Consider the following 14,137-nt stretch of genomic DNA (forward strand, 5'->3'; position numbering starts at 1 on the left):
CCCGCCCGCGCCGCGCACGCCCCGACTCCACCCAGCGCACGAAGAACGCCCGCCGCCGGCCGGACCGACGACGGGCGTTCGAGAGACGCGGACTCAGGATGCCGCGCGCGCGGCCACCAGGTCGGAGTGCCACCGCTCGGCCACGTCGGGGTGCGCGCGCAGACGCGACTTGAGCGCGTTCTCGCCGTAGGTGGCGTGGATGGGGTTGGTGGGGTCGTCTTCGACGCCGTGGGCCTCGGCCGCGAGGTCGGCCGGCAGCTCGATGATCGGCAGGCGCGCGTCGAGGGCCGGGTTGAAGAAGAACGGCACCGAGATGCGCTCGTCGGGGAACCGCGGCGAGGTCACGCGGTGGTTCGTCGCCCGGAGGTAGCCCTGCGTGGCGTACTCGAGGAGCTCTCCGATGTTCACGACGAAAGCGCCCGACACCGGAGGGGCGTCGACCCACTCGCCGTCGCGCTCGACCTGCAGGCCGCCCTTGCCGGGCTCGACCCAGAGCAGCGTCAGGACGCCCGAGTCCTTGTGCGCACCGACACCCTGCTGGGGCGTGGGGTCGTCCTTGCCGGGGTAGCGGACGATCTTGATGAGCGTCTGCGGGTCGCCGAAGTGGCGGTCGAAGTACTGCTCCTCGGCGCCCAGGGCGAGGGCCCACGCGCGCAGGAGCTTGCGGGCGACGCCGGTGAGGTGGTCGTGCCACTCGGTGACGACCTCTTTGAGCTCGGGCTGCGCCGCCGGCCACAGGTTGGGACCGATCAGCCGGTCGTACCCGGGAGCGTCGGGGTCGTCCCCACGCCCACTCGTCGCGTCGCTTGCGCGCCGCGGCGAGCCTCCGGGCGTGTGGGCCCAGATGGCCTCGCGCTCGGGCCCGATGTCGATCTGCTCGCGCCAGTCGACCCGGCCCTGCGTGCGCTCGCCGCCGACGCGCGTGTATCCGCGGAAGTGCGGGCTCGTGACGTTCTCGATCGCGAGCTTGTCGGCCTCGGGCAACGCGAAGAAGCCCTTCGCGGCCGCCAGCAGGCTCGTCTCGAGCGCGGGGCTGACCCCCGTGCCGGTCAGGTAGAAGAACCCGACGTCGTGGGTCGCGGCGCGCAGCTCGTCTCGGAAGCGGGCGGCGGCATCCGGACCCTGGTCGAGGAGCGAGAGGTCGAGCACGGGGAGAGTGAGGTCGGACATGCGACGAGGCTAGGTCGATCCGCGTGGCGCCGCGCGAATGTTGCCGATGGTTACCGACGGAGCCTTCGTGGACGGCGGAACGGAAGGGGCGCGAAGGCGGGTCAATCGCACTCCCGGGGCAAACCCCGCCGATCGGCGGGGTGCGAACCGGCCAGGGAGATGCGTATCGTGTCCTGGTCAGGTGAGGCTGTCCTTACCTTCCCGCAGTGCCGCGGCGCCCCACCCGAAACCCGAGAGTCGGAAACCCGCCCGTGCTTGCCAGCTTCTTCGCCACCTTCCTCATCGGCCTTCGCGAAGGCCTCGAGGCCGCGCTCGTCGTGGGCATCCTCGTGGCCTACCTCACGCGCCTCGGGCGTCGCGACGCCCTCCCGCGGCTCTGGATGGGCGTGGGGCTGGCGATCGCCCTCGCCCTCGTGGTCGGCGCCGTGTTCACCTTCGGCGCGTACATGCTCACGTTCGAAGCGCAGGAGCTGCTCGGTGGCGGGCTTTCGCTGCTCGCGGTGGCGATGGTCACGTGGATGATCTTCTGGATGCAGCGAGCCGGCCGCACGCTCAAGGCCGGTCTCGAGGGGGGCGTCGACAGGGCGCTCCGCGGCGGCGTCTGGGCGATCGTCGCGATCGGCTTCGTCTCGGTGGCGCGCGAGGGGGTCGAGACGACGCTGCTGCTCTGGTCGATGGTGCAGTCCTTCGGTGACACGCCCGCTGCCCTGCTCGGTGCGCTCGTCGGCCTGATCACCGCCGTGCTGCTGGGCTGGCTGATCGCGCGGGGGATGCTGCGTCTGAACCTCGGTCGCTTCTTCACCTGGACCGGGGGCTTCCTCGTCGTGGTCGCCGCCGGAGTGCTCGCCTATGCGCTGCACGACCTGCAGGAGGCCGGTGCCCTTCCCGGCCCCTTCGGCAGCGCCGCCCCCCTCGATCCCGTCACCGGCCTCGTGGCGACGGGCTGGAGCGGGTTCCCCTTCGGCTGGGCGTTCGACGTCTCGGACACCATCGCCCCCGGTGAAGCGCTCGCCGCGCTGCTGCAGGCCACGGTCGGTTTCATGCCCGCCATGACCTGGCTGCAGGTCATCGCCTGGGCCCTGTACATCGCGATCGTCGTGCCGCTGTTCGTGCGCGGAGTGCGCGCGAACCGGCGACCGAAGCCCCGCGCCGCCGACGCGGCCCCGGACGCGAGCGGGAACCCCACCCCACAGACCCTCGACGCCGCTCGCGCACCCGATGCCGCGGCATCCACCCATCCGAATGGAGCATCATGACCTCGACTCGCCTCCTCGCGGCCACGGCCGTCGCCGGCGCGGCCGTCCTCGTCCTCTCGGGCTGCGTCGCCAAGACCGACGCGGCCGCCTCCGGTGCCCTCACGGTCACCTCGACCGGTGACGGGTGCGCCGTGTCGGCGGGATCCGCCCCCAGCGGCACCGTCGCCTTCGACGTCAGCAACAAGGGCGACCAGACGACGGAGTTCTACCTGCTGGCCTCCGACGGCCTGCGCATCGTCGGCGAGGTCGAGAACATCGCCCCCGGCGCCTCGCGCAACCTCACCGTCGTCGCGCAGCCCGGCGACTACTTCACCCTCTGCAAGCCCGGCATGGTGGGCGACGGCGTGGGCCGGGCGAGCTTCTCGGTCACCGGCGACGCCGTGGCCGTGACGGGACCGGATGCCGAGCAGAAGCAGCAGGCCGTCGACCTGTACGCCGCGTTCGTGAAGGACCAGGTGGGTCAGCTGCTCCCCGCGGTGCAGACCTTCGCCGCCGCCTACGAGTCGGGCGACGACGCGGCTGCGCAGACGCAGTTCCCGCGCGTGCGGGCCTACTACGAGCGCATCGAGCCGATCGCCGAGGCCCTGGGCGACCTCGACCCGCGCATCGACTACCGCGAGGTCGACGCCGTGGCGGAGGGACTGGACTGGACCGGCTTCCACCGCATCGAGAAGGACCTGTGGGTTCCCGCGCAGGACGCGCTGAACGCCGACGGCGAGACGCCGGCATGGAAGGACTGGGCGCCGTCCACCCCGGCCGAGCGCGCCACCTACGGCGACAAGCTCATCGCCGACACGCAGGAGCTGTACGACTACGTGCACGGCGACGAGTTCGTGCAGGCGTTGGACGCGCAGGGCGTCGCGGGCATCTCGAACGGGGCGATCGCGCTGCTCGACGAGGTCGCCACGGGCAAGATCAGCGGCGAAGAGGACTGGTGGTCGGGCACCGACCTGTACGACTTCGCCGCCAACGTCGAGGGTTCGAAGATGGCCTTCTCGCTCGTGCGGGACTTCGCCGAATCGAAGGGCGACAAGGGCACGACCCTGGTCACCCGCATCGACACCGGGTACGCCGACCTCGAAGCGGCCCTGGCCGCGCACGGTTCGGCCGACGCGGGCTTCGTCGCCTACTCGCAGCTCACCGACGCCGACAAGCGCCAGTTCACCGATCTCATCAATGCGCTGGCCGAGCCGCTCTCGCAGCTCACGGTGACCGTTCTGGAGTGAGCGTGACCGACGAAGAGCAGACCCCGACCACGGCGTCCGACCCGACCCCGGAGGCCACCGGCCTGTCCCGACGCGGCCTGATGGGGCTCGCGATCGGGGCGGGTGCGGCCGGCCTCGCCGTCGGCGCCGGCGGCGGGTTCGCGGGCGGTGCCGCGTACGGTCAGGATCAGGCGCGGCGGGCGATGGATGCCACGGCCCCGGCCTCCGGCATCCACCAGGTCGGCATCACCACGCCGGTGCAGGACCACCTGCACTTCGCCTCGTACGACATGATGGCCCGCACCACCCGCGACGATCTCGCCGAGCTGCTGTCGGACTGGACGTACGCGGCCACCCGAATGATGCAGGGGCTCGACGTCAGTGCGACGGGGGCGGTCGGCGGGTCGCCGCAGGCGCCGCCCGACGACACGGGCGAGGCGGTGGGGCTGCCCGCGAGCAACCTCACGATCACGTTCGGCTTCGGCCCGACCCTGTTCGACGCGCGCTTCGGCCTCGAGGGGCAGCGTCCGGCGGGGCTCGAGCGGCTGCCGGCGTTCCTCGGCGACGACCTCGATCCGCTGCGGTCCGACGGCGACCTGTGCATCCAGGCCTGCGCCGACGATCCGCAGGTGGCCGTGCACGCGATCCGCAACCTCAGCCGCATCGCCTTCGGGCGGGCGACGATCCGGTGGTCGCAGTTGGGCTTCGGCCGCACGTCCAAGACCACGGCCGCGCAGGCCACCCCGCGGAACCTCTTCGGATTCAAGGACGGCACGGCCAACGTGCTCGCCGACGACACCGCCGCTCTCGACGACAACGTCTGGGTGTCGGCATCCGAGGGCCCGGCGTGGCTGGTCGGCGGGTCGTACCTCGTGGCGCGGCGCATCGCGATGCTCATCGAGACGTGGGACCGCACCCGCCTCGCCGAGCAGGACCGCGTGATCGGCCGCGACAAGGGCCAGGGGGCGCCGCTCTCGGGTGGCGACGAGTTCACGAAGCCCGACTTCCAGGCGACGGATGCCGCGGGGCAACCGCGCATCGACCCGCGCAGCCACGTGCGCCTGGCGCACCCCGACACGAACGGCGGCATTCAGATCCTGCGCCGCGGGTACAACTTCGTCGACGGGACGACCGACCTCGGGCGGCTGAACGCCGGGCTCTTCTTCCTGTCGTTCCAGAAGGCCCCCGACCGTTACGTCACCCTGCAGCGGTCCCTGTCGACCGATGCGATGAACGAGTACGTCCGTCACGTCGGGTCGGGGCTGTGGGTCGTACCGCCGGCGCCGGCCGCGGGGGAGTCGGTGGGGGCGGGGCTGCTCGGCGCGTGAGGGGATCCGGTCTCGCCCGAGGGCTCGGCGCGAGAGGCTGAGCCCGCCGACGACGCCGTGACGCGCGCGGGGCGCTGAGGGACACCTACCTCGACCCGCGACCCGCCCCCAGCTCCCGGTCGCGGAAGAGCCACGGCATCCGGGGTTCCACCAGGGGGCGGGTGAGTCGGCGCACGGGCCGGCTCGACAGGCCGACGGCGATCGCCACGCTCGCGACGGCGATGAGGGGGATCCACAGCGCCGCGGGTTCGAGACCCCGCAGGACGCCCGATTGGCGGAACGGATAGAGCACGAACGTGTGCAGCAGGTAGACGGACATCGTGTACCGGCCGAGGTGCGTCCACGACGTCTCGCGGCGCGGGACGAGCAGCAGGAACGCCGTCATCAGCACGAGCGCGAGGGCGATGATCGCCAGCCGCACCCCGCCCGCCCACCACTGCGGGGCGCCCAGGTCGGCGTACGTGTCGACGAAGAAGAACCACGTGCCCAGGCGCACGTCGCGCCAGACATCGACGAAGGCGAACGCGATCGCCCCGGCTCCGGCCAGGACGAGGACGGCGACGACGCGCAGCCACACCGGTCGGGCGTCGAGCAGCCCCCGGCGCGCGACGACGTCGCGCTCGCGCAGCCACCACCCGAGGGTGAAGAACGGCAGCAGACCGAGGAAGCGCGAGAGCGAGAGGGTCGAGTCGATGCCGGGGAGGTACCCGGCGACGATCGCGATCGCCAACGCCCACAGCACGGGCGCGCGCAGCAGCGCGAGGTAGGGCAGCACGAGTCGGAACAGCGCCAGCGCCAGCAGGAACCACAGCGTCCACGACGGCTGCGCCGGATCGAGGTCGGTCCGGCCGGTCACGAGCAGCTGCGTGATCGTCCAGAGCGTCTCGAAGATCAGGTACGGCGCGATCAGGTCGGTGAACAGTCGCGCCATCCGTCGGCGGGTCGGTTCGGCCGACGACGAGAAGTAGCCCGCCACGAGGGCGAAGAGGGGCATGTGGAACGCGTAGACGAGCAGGTACAGCGCCTCGGCGGCATCCGAATCGTAGGTCAGTCGCTGCACGGCGTGACCGAACACGACGAGCACGATCGCGGCGAAGCGGGCGTTGTCCCAGAAGGGCACACGGGTCGGTGTCGTCATCGCCAGCGACGATATCCGCGCCGGGAGCGGCGGTCCACGGGGGTGGATACCGGATGCCGATGAGGTAACGCGGAATAAAGCTCGGCCTCGAACGTTGGAGCATGTATATTCAGTTGCATACAAATAAGAGGGGCACTGATTCAGATGAGCACGGTGAACGAGACGAACAACTGGCCCGGGATGCAGTTCGGCGTCATGACGGTGAGCGACATCACCCAGGACCCGACCACCGGTAAGACGCCCAGCGAAGCGCAGCGCATCAAGGACACGCTGACCATCGCGAAGCACACCGAAGAGGTCGGCCTCGACGTCTTCGCCCTCGGCGAGCACCACAACCCGCCGTTCTGGTCGTCGTCGCCCACGACGACGCTGGCGTACATCGCCGCGCAGACCGAGCGCCTCATCCTCACGACCTCGACGACACTCATCACCACGAACGACCCGGTGAAGATCGCCGAGGACTTCGCCATGCTGCAGCACGTGTCGGGGGGCCGCGCCGACCTCATGCTCGGCCGGGGCAACACCGGACCCGTGTACCCCTGGTTCGGTAAGGACATCCGCCAGGGTCTGCCCCTGACCATCGAGAACTACGACCTGCTGCACAAGCTGTGGCGCGAGGACGTCGTCGACTGGGAGGGGAAGTTCCGCACCCCGCTGCAGGGCTTCACCTCGACCCCGCGTCCCCTCGACGGCGTGGCGCCGTTCGTCTGGCACGGCTCGATCCGCACTCCGGAGATCGCCGAGCAGGCCGCGTACTACGGCAACGGCTTCTTCGCCAACAACATCTTCTGGCCCAAGGAGCACTACCAGCGCCTCATCACGCTGTACCGCGAGCGCTTCGCCCACTACGGCCACGGCACGCCCCAGCAGGCGATCGTCGGACTCGGCGGACAGGTGTTCATGCGCTCCAACTCGCAGGACGCCGTGCGCGAGTTCCGCCCCTACTTCGACAACGCCCCCGTCTACGGCCACGGCCCGAGCCTCGAGGACTTCAGCGAGATGACCCCGCTGACCGTCGGCTCGCCGCAGCAGATCATCGACCGCTACGCGTCGATGCGCGAGACCTACGGCGACTACCAGCGCCAGCTGTTCCTCATCGACCACGCGGGGCTTCCCACCAAGACCGTGCTCGAGCAGCTCGACATCCTGGGCTCCGAGGTCGTGCCGGTGCTGCGCAAGGAGCTGCAGAAGAACCGCCCCGCCGAGGTGCCCGACGCGCCCACGCACGCCAACATGGTCGAGAAGGCGTATGCCGGTGCCGCTCCGCGCCAGGCCGTTCCCGCCGCGAACCGCGGCGACAACCTCACCGCGGGCAGCCCGTACCAGGATGCCGCGAAGGCCGGCAGCGCCTTCGGTTCCGCCGCGACGCGCGTGGGGGCCTGACGTGGCCGCCCGCCGCATCGCGGTGATCACCGCGGGCCTGTCCACGCCGTCGTCGACGCGCATGCTCGGTGACCGCCTCGCCCACGCGGCTCTGGCCGAGCTGCGCGAGCGCGGCATCGACGCCACCAGTGACGTGTTCGAACTGCGCGACTACGCGCACGACCTCACCGACAACCTGCTCACCGGCTTCGCGCCCCCGGCGCTGGAGCAGATGATCAACACGGTCGTGTCGGCCGACGGCATCATCGCCGTGACGCCGATCTTCTCGACCAGCTACTCGGGCCTGTTCAAGTCGTTCATCGACGTGCTCGACCCGCAGGCGCTGAACGGCACGCCCGTGCTGATCGGCGCGAACGCGGGGACGGCGCGCCACTCGCTCGCGATCGACTACGCCATCCGGCCGCTGTTCACCTACCTGCACGCCAATCCCGTGCCGACCGGAGTGTTCGCGGCATCCAGTGACTGGGGATCGAACGCCGACGAGGTCGCCCCGCTGGGCTCGCGCGTCGACCGCGGAGCCCGGGAGTTCGCCGACGCGATCGCCGCGCGCGAGCCGGTACGCGACGCCGATCCGTTCGACCCGTCGTCGTACCTCGGCGAGGGCCGCTCGTTCGGCCACCTGCTGGGTGGTCTGTCGGGGGAGTGACCCCGTATGACGCCCCGTCGCCCTCGCGGGCGGCGGGGCGTCGTCGTGCGCGGGGTCGCGCACAACCTCGGTCATGCGCACGACCTCAGTCGGGAGGGGCCCGTTCGGGCTGAGGTTGTGCACATCGCTGAGGTTGTGGCGTGGGAGTGGGCGGCCGCGCGCGTTCGAGGACCGGCCGATCGCTGAGCCCGTGCACCCGGCCCGGAGCGGACCCGCCCTAGGGTGGGGGCGAGCAGAAGGAGCCGCGATGGATGCCGCGCAGTGGGACGAGCGATACCGCGCCTCGGCCGGGGGAGTGTGGGCCACCCAGCCGCCCGCCGCCGTGCGCGAGATCGCGGCGACGCTGCCGCCGGGAACCGCCATCGACGTCGCGACCGGCGACGGGCGCACGGCGCTGTGGCTCGCCGGGCGCGGCTGGACCTGCACGGGAGTCGACTTCTCGGGCGCCGGTCTCGCGCTCGCCGCGGCGCGGCCCGGGGGCGACGCGGTCACCTGGACGCGCGCAGACGTGCACGAGTGGGAGCCCGCGACTCCCGTCGACCTCGTGGTGTCGTGCTACCTGCACCTGCCCGACAGCGCCGTCGCCGTCGCACGGATCGCGGAGTGGGTCGCACCCGGGGGTTCGCTCGTCGTGATCGGTCACGATGTCGACAACATCGCCGCCGGTGGTCACGGACCGACCGACCCCGCGATCCTGTACACGCCCGAACTGCTGCGCAGCGCCCTCGACGAGGGGTTCCGCATCGAGCGCTGCGAGCGCATCACGCGCACGAGCGCCGATGCCGAGCTGCGGGGCGGGCACGCTTCCGCCGCGATCGACACCCTTCTGCACGCGGTGCGGGTGGGCTGACGCGGCCCCGACGTCGCGGGGTCGTCGCTCGCGGAGGCGTCGACGGGCGAGCCGCCGTGCTGCGCGGGGGAGCGAGGCGTCGGCGCGAGCGCTCGCCTCACAGCACGATGTCGTCCGTGCTGCGCAGCTCGCGCGCCGCGACCGGGCGCAGCCCCCGCCGCACGAACGTGTCGGCGGCCTGCAGCGGCCCCGCGTCGACCCCCGCTTCGGCCGCGATGTCGGCGATGGGCACCTGGAACGTGCGGAACGCCTCGAGCGGTGCCACCGTCAGAGCCTGCCGCGTGTCGACGAGCGCGCTCTGATCGAGCACGAAGCCCGCCGCCGCCAGGGCGTCGCCGTCGCGCCAGGCGGCGATCTTCCAGAACCGCAGGGGCACGCGGATGCCGCGATACGGCGGGTCGTCGGCGCCCCGCACCGGGGCGGTGAACACCGCGAGACGCCGGTCGGTCGTCTCGGCGTAGGCGAGCACGTGGTCTTCGAGACCCAGCCAGAGCTCTTTCGACTGGTTGAAACCCGCGGCCTGGGGCGCGGCATTCGTGTAGAAGAACGTCGCCTCGGTGGCAGCTCGAGCCTCGGACGCCGAGCCCCAGCCCGGATCGCGCCGCCGCACGAGATGGCCGCGGTCGAGGTCGTTGCGGCTGTAGACCTCGGGTCCCGCCTGCGCGTCGGCGGAGACGCGCGGATCGAGCCGCCACTCGCCCGTGCGCGGCTGCTCGCGCAGCGTCGCCCCGTCGACGACCACGCCGGTGACGGCGGCGAACCGACTCTCCTCGTCGAGAAGCACCGAGAACCGCGGGTAGTCGAGCCGGGTGACCGGCGCGGTGGGGGAGGGGAGGGGCAGGGGGATGCCGAGGAAGTCCGGGTCGTAGCCGTCGCTCATGCCCCCATGCTGCCCGGGGCCTCCGACATCGCGACAGACGCGCGCGGAGAACGTCGTGTGAAGACCCGGCCCGTCCGGCGTCGCGCCCGGGGTCCGGCATCCGCCGCCGACGATCAGCCCCGCGACGCCACCCTGCGCTTCGCGCGACGCGCCAGCACGAGATCGATCCCCACGCCGATCCCCACCGCCACGACGATCGACACGACCACCGCGACGACCGGCCCGCCCGGCACCACCGCGGCCACGATCGCGCCGATCACGGCCTGGTACGCCGCCCAGGCGAGCGCCGCGCCCGCCGCCACCCCGAGGTAGCGCGCCGGAGCCACCCGCGCGGCGCCCGCGGCCAGGTTGACCGCGAGGCGCGCGAACGGTACGAACCGCGCGGTGAACAGCACGACCGCGGCGTTGCGTTCCAGGCGTGCCCGCGCCCAGTCGAGGGCGGCGCGCACGCGGGGGCGGCGCATCCACGCCCAGCGCTCGACGCCGACCGTGCGACCGACCAGGTAGCAGCAGGCGTCGCCGGCGAAGGCCGCGGCTGCGGCGACGAGCACGACCCCGGCGAGCGGCGGCGTGCCGTGCGACACCGCCAGGGCCCCGAAGGCGGTGACGGCCGCCTCGCCCGGGATGACGACGAGGAAGGCGTCGGCGAACACGAGGACCGCCATGCCGAGCAGGGCCCACGGGCTCGCGGCGATCGCCTGCAGCCACGCGTCGACACCGTCCATTCCGTCACTCTCCGCCGCCGATCGAGACGCCCCGCCCACGCGGCGGTGACGCCCAGCGGAGCATCGGGTGAACATCGCGAACCTGGCCCCGATCCGGCCCCCACCGGCCCGCCCGAGGTCCCACCCTGGAGGCGTGAGAGTCGCGCTGCTGGCCGAATCCTTCCTTCCCCACATGAACGGGGTCACCGGTTCCGTTCTGCATGTGCTGCGCCATCTGGCCGAGGCGGGGCACGAGACCCTGGTCATCGCTCCGAAGTCGGGCGATGTCACCGCCGATCTGCACGGCGCGCGCACCGAGCTGCTGCGCTCGGTGCCGCTGCCGTCGTACCCCGAGGTGCGCGTGGTGTTCGCCCGGGCCGCCCGCCTCGGGGCCCTCCTGCGCGACTTCGATCCCGACGTGGTGCACCTGGCATCCCCGTTCGTGCTCGGCTGGCAGGGGCTCGCCGCCGCCGACGCGCTGAGGATCCCCTCGGTCGCGGTCTACCAGACCGACGTCGTCGCCTACTCGCAGAAGTACGGTCTGCCCCACGCCACGGCGCTCGTCGCCGGGCACGTCGCCCGCCTGCACCGCCGCGCCACGCTCACCCTCGCGCCGTCGTCGGCGTCGACGCGCCAGCTCGAGGGTCTGGGGGTCGATCGCATCCGCCGCTGGGGTCGGGGAGTGGATGCCGTCCGCTTCGCGCCCGAGCACCGTGACCACGCGTGGCGGGCCGAGGTGGCCCCGAACGGTGAACGCATCGTGGGGTACGTCGGGCGCCTCGCCCCCGAGAAGCAGGTCGACGACCTGCGCGCGCTCGCCGACGTACCCGGGACGCGCCTGGTGATCGTCGGCGACGGCCCCTCGCGGCCCGCGCTCGAGAGGGCGATTCCGGATGCCGTCTTCACCGGGCACCTGTCGGGTGCGGCGTTGGCGCAGGCCATGGCCGGCTTCGACGTCTTCGTGCACCCGGGTGAGAGCGAGACGTTCGGCCAGACCATCCAGGAGGCCCTCGCCAGCGGTGTTCCCGTGGTGGCGACCGGCGTGGGCGGGCCGCTCGACCTGGTGCGCTCCAGCGTCGACGGCTGGCTGTACCGTCCCGGCGACCTCGACGACCTGCGCGCCCGCGTCGCCGATCTCGTCGGCGACGAGTCGAAGCGCCGCGCGTTCGCCCGCGCCGCGCGCGAGGCGGTGCAGGGGCGCACCTGGCAGGCCCTCACCCGCGACCTGGTCGGGCACTACCAGGATGCCGTCGCCCTCCGCGCCGTCGACGACAGCATGCTGCTGCGCGGGGGAACCCGACCGGCCGCCCTGTCGGCATCCCGCACCCGAGGGCGGTGGACGCGCTTCGTCGCGCTCGGCGACTCGTTGACCGAGGGCCTGTGCGACGCGTCGCGCATGCCGGCGGGGCAGTACCGCGGGTGGGCGGATCGTCTGGCCGAGCTGCTGGCGCACACCAGCGACGCGGGCCCTTTCCGCTACGCCAACCTGGCCGTGCGCAGTCGTCGGGTGCGTCACCTGATCGACGAGCAGGTCCCCGCGGCGCTCGCCCTCGAGCCCGACCTCGTGTCGATCCTCATCGGCGCCAACGACCTCGTGGGACCGGCGCCCGTCATCCCGGCCATCGTCGCCGAGGTCGAGTCCGCCGTGCGCGCGATCCGCCGGACGGGCGCCGACGTGCTCCTGGTGACGACTTTCCTGCCCCGACGCGCGGCGGCCCGCATCTTCGCGCGACGCTTCGCGACGTACAACGTCGAGCTGCGGCGCATCGCGCAGGAGCAGGGTGCGATCCTGCTCGACCTCGAGGCCGTCGCCGACCTCGGCGAGCTGCCGCACTGGGCCGACGATCTGGTGCACCTGCGTTCGGCCGGGCATCGCCTCGTGGCGTATCGCGCGGCCGAGGCCCTGGGGGTGCCCGACGCGTCGGCGCTGCTCGGACTCGACGAGGCGCTGCACGCCGACGATGACGCCCCGCACGGCGCCTGGCTCACGCGCGACGCCCTGCCGTGGGTGTGGCGCCGCGTCCGCGGACGCACCGCGGGCGACGGCATCCGGGCGAAGCACGCGGGCTACGTCGAGCTGCCCACCCGCGGCGATCGCGAGCGCACCCGCACCGTCTGACGAGCGCGCCTGTCGCGGACGTCGTGGTGGCATTGTCGAGAGCACACGCCACGGCCCGTGCGTTCGCGAAGGACGGGTGGTCTCGTGAGCTAGCGGGCGGCGGGGCCGCGTCAGTACCAGCCGGTGCGTTCCGAGTGCGCCCATGCGCCGCAGGGGCTGCCGTAGCGGTCGGCGATGTAGCGCAGGCCCCACGAGATCTGGGTCGCCGCGTTCGAACGCCAGTCGAGACCCGCCGAGGCCATCTTCTCGCCGGGAAGGGCCTGGGGGATGCCGTAGGCACCGCTCCCGGGATTCAGAGCGTCGGCCCGCCAGCCCGACTCGCGGTTCCACAGCGACACGAGGCACGAGAACTGGTCGTCGCCCCAGCCGTAGCCGCTGATCGCTCCGCGCGCGTGGGTGCGCGCCTCGCTCGGGCTCATCACCGGGCCGGCGGGGGCCGTCGTGCCGCCGTCAGAGCCGCCGTCGCCGTTTCCGCCGCTGCCGCCGTCGGAGTTCCCGCCGCCGCCTGAGTTCCCGCCGCCGCTGCCGGAGCCGCCGCCGTTCCCGCCGCCGGGATTCGACCCGCCCCCGGAGCCGCCGCCGTCGCCGGACCCGCCGCCGGGAGTGGACCCGCCGCCCGAGTCGCCGCCGCCGGAGTCCGAGCCGCCGCCGGACCCACCGCCCTCGCCCCCGGAGCCCGGACCGCCGCCGGTCGATCCGCCGGGCCCGGCAGCGTCGCGTTCGGCCTTCTCGCGCTCGCGCGCCGCGCGCTCCTGCTCGGCGGTCGTGCGCCGCAACTCGGCCAGCTGCGCGTACAGGTCGTTCAGCTGAGCCTGGGCGGCGGCGACGGTCGCCGTTTCGGTCGCGGCCTCGGCGGCGGCGGTGGCCGCCGTCGTCTGCGCCTCGGCCGCCAGGCGTGCGGCTTCGGCGCGGGCCTGCTCCGCTTGGGCGCGCAGAGACGTGGCGACGTCGGCCGCGCTGCGGGCCTGGCCGGCCGTGCGCGCCGCCACGGTCGCCATCCGATCCAGGATGCCCAGACGCGACAGCAAGGAGTCGGGATCGGCGCCCGTCAACAGCTGCGCCACGAGGGGGCCGCCCCCGGTGGTGCGGTAGAGGCGTGAGGCGCTGGCGCCCGCCCGGGTGCGGGTGGACGAGAGGTGCGCGTCGGCGGCGGTGCTCTGCGCCGTCAGCGTCTCGGCGCGGGCGGCGGTGGACTCCGCGAGCAGACGGGTGCGCTCGGCGGTCGCCGAGGTGTCGAGCGCGCGACGCGACGCCGACGCGGCGGACTGCTCCGCGGCATCCAGCGCCTGCTTCACCTGGGCGACGGCAGCCTCATCGACGGCGGCGTTCACGGCCCTCGTCGCGGTGGCGGGTGAGGCGGCGGCGGCCGACAGAGGGGCCATCGCCGCGCCGAGGAGCACGCACACGAGGAGCGTGTGACTGCTGCGACGGATGATGCCCATGAGGTCACGCTAAAGC

The 14,137-nt window shown here is 72.8% G+C and carries 12 protein-coding genes; 7 read left to right on the forward strand and 5 right to left on the reverse strand.

Going from position 1 to position 14,137, the window contains the following annotated elements; genetic code table 11:
* Positions 1-93: 93 nt before the first annotated feature.
* Positions 94-1,170 (reverse strand): isopenicillin N synthase family dioxygenase, encoded by a 1,077-nt coding sequence (locus IFR11_RS04320; protein ID WP_191915327.1) that lies wholly within the window; start codon positions 1,168-1,170, stop codon positions 94-96.
* A gap of 251 nt (positions 1,171-1,421) precedes the next feature.
* On the opposite strand from IFR11_RS04320, the gene efeU reads away from it, so the two are divergent.
* From efeU to efeB, 3 genes are read left to right on the forward strand one after another with little or no spacing between them, the layout of a single operon-like run.
* Entirely contained in the window at positions 1,422-2,426 is a 1,005-nt protein-coding gene (efeU, locus tag IFR11_RS04325; RefSeq protein WP_191915328.1) for an iron uptake transporter permease EfeU, read from the forward strand.
* A complete protein-coding gene (gene efeO, locus IFR11_RS04330) occupies positions 2,423-3,652 on the forward strand; it encodes an iron uptake system protein EfeO (RefSeq protein WP_055835050.1) in 1,230 nt (409 codons plus the stop codon). Before efeU ends, efeO begins: the two co-directional genes overlap by 4 nt.
* A 2-nt stretch (positions 3,653-3,654) precedes the next feature.
* Positions 3,655-4,959: an iron uptake transporter deferrochelatase/peroxidase subunit gene (efeB, locus tag IFR11_RS04335; RefSeq protein ID WP_342030244.1), complete on the forward strand. Its 1,305-nt coding sequence runs from the start codon at positions 3,655-3,657 to the stop codon at positions 4,957-4,959.
* Between the two features lie 85 nt (positions 4,960-5,044).
* On the opposite strand, the gene IFR11_RS04340 is transcribed toward efeB, so the two are convergent.
* A complete protein-coding gene (locus IFR11_RS04340) occupies positions 5,045-6,097 on the reverse strand; it encodes an acyltransferase family protein (RefSeq protein ID WP_191915329.1) in 1,053 nt (350 codons plus the stop codon).
* A 180-nt stretch (positions 6,098-6,277) separates the two neighbouring features.
* Between IFR11_RS04340 and IFR11_RS04345 the strand changes: the two genes are divergently transcribed.
* The 3 genes from IFR11_RS04345 to IFR11_RS04355 all read left to right on the forward strand — a co-directional run bounded on the left by IFR11_RS04345 (position 6,278) and on the right by IFR11_RS04355 (position 8,976).
* On the forward strand, positions 6,278-7,480 hold the full coding sequence (locus tag IFR11_RS04345) for an LLM class flavin-dependent oxidoreductase (RefSeq protein WP_156458772.1): 1,203 nt from the start codon (positions 6,278-6,280) through the stop codon (positions 7,478-7,480).
* Position 7,481: 1 nt separating this feature from the next.
* Positions 7,482-8,126, forward strand: a complete 645-nt coding sequence (locus tag IFR11_RS04350; protein WP_055835059.1) for an FMN reductase — start codon at positions 7,482-7,484, stop codon at positions 8,124-8,126.
* A gap of 247 nt (positions 8,127-8,373) precedes the next feature.
* Positions 8,374-8,976 carry a class I SAM-dependent methyltransferase gene (locus IFR11_RS04355; protein WP_191915330.1) on the forward strand — a complete coding sequence of 201 codons (603 nt, stop codon included), beginning with the start codon at positions 8,374-8,376 and terminating at the stop codon, positions 8,974-8,976.
* A 97-nt stretch (positions 8,977-9,073) separates the two neighbouring features.
* On the opposite strand, the gene IFR11_RS04360 is transcribed toward IFR11_RS04355, so the two are convergent.
* Both IFR11_RS04360 and IFR11_RS04365 read right to left on the reverse strand, forming a co-directional pair.
* Positions 9,074-9,856, reverse strand: coding sequence for a DNA/RNA non-specific endonuclease (locus tag IFR11_RS04360; protein ID WP_191915331.1), 783 nt, complete (start codon positions 9,854-9,856; stop codon positions 9,074-9,076).
* A 113-nt stretch (positions 9,857-9,969) separates the two neighbouring features.
* Complete coding sequence (locus IFR11_RS04365; RefSeq protein ID WP_191915332.1) at positions 9,970-10,581, reverse strand: DedA family protein; 612 nt, start codon at positions 10,579-10,581, stop codon at positions 9,970-9,972.
* 133 nt (positions 10,582-10,714) lie between these two features.
* On the opposite strand from IFR11_RS04365, the gene IFR11_RS04370 reads away from it, so the two are divergent.
* Entirely contained in the window at positions 10,715-12,679 is a 1,965-nt protein-coding gene (locus IFR11_RS04370) for a glycosyltransferase (RefSeq protein WP_342030240.1), read from the forward strand.
* Positions 12,680-12,789: 110 nt separating this feature from the next.
* Here IFR11_RS04370 and IFR11_RS16280 read toward each other — a convergent pair whose 3' ends face one another.
* On the reverse strand, positions 12,790-14,121 hold the full coding sequence (locus IFR11_RS16280; RefSeq protein ID WP_191915333.1) for an aggregation-promoting factor C-terminal-like domain-containing protein: 1,332 nt from the start codon (positions 14,119-14,121) through the stop codon (positions 12,790-12,792).
* Between the last annotated feature and the right edge of the window lie 16 nt (positions 14,122-14,137).

The sequence above is a fragment of the Microbacterium sp. CFBP 8801 genome (genome assembly GCF_014839455.1).
Taxonomy (GTDB): Bacteria; Actinomycetota; Actinomycetes; order Actinomycetales; family Microbacteriaceae; genus Microbacterium.

Bases quoted from the DNA above. Each gene is read 5' to 3' on its own strand.
- efeO (WP_055835050.1), top strand. From the start codon at position 2,423: ATGACCTCGACTCGCCTCCTCGCGGCCACGGCCGTCGCCGGCGCGGCC.
- IFR11_RS04360 (WP_191915331.1), bottom strand. From the start codon at position 9,856: ATGAGCGACGGCTACGACCCGGACTTCCTCGGCATCCCCCTGCCCCTC.
- IFR11_RS04365 (WP_191915332.1), bottom strand. From the start codon at position 10,581: ATGGACGGTGTCGACGCGTGGCTGCAGGCGATCGCCGCGAGCCCGTGG.
- IFR11_RS04320 (WP_191915327.1), bottom strand. From the start codon at position 1,170: ATGTCCGACCTCACTCTCCCCGTGCTCGACCTCTCGCTCCTCGACCAG.
- IFR11_RS04345 (WP_156458772.1), top strand. From the start codon at position 6,278: ATGCAGTTCGGCGTCATGACGGTGAGCGACATCACCCAGGACCCGACC.
- IFR11_RS04355 (WP_191915330.1), top strand. From the start codon at position 8,374: ATGGATGCCGCGCAGTGGGACGAGCGATACCGCGCCTCGGCCGGGGGA.
- IFR11_RS04340 (WP_191915329.1), bottom strand. From the start codon at position 6,097: ATGACGACACCGACCCGTGTGCCCTTCTGGGACAACGCCCGCTTCGCC.
- IFR11_RS16280 (WP_191915333.1), bottom strand. From the start codon at position 14,121: ATGGGCATCATCCGTCGCAGCAGTCACACGCTCCTCGTGTGCGTGCTC.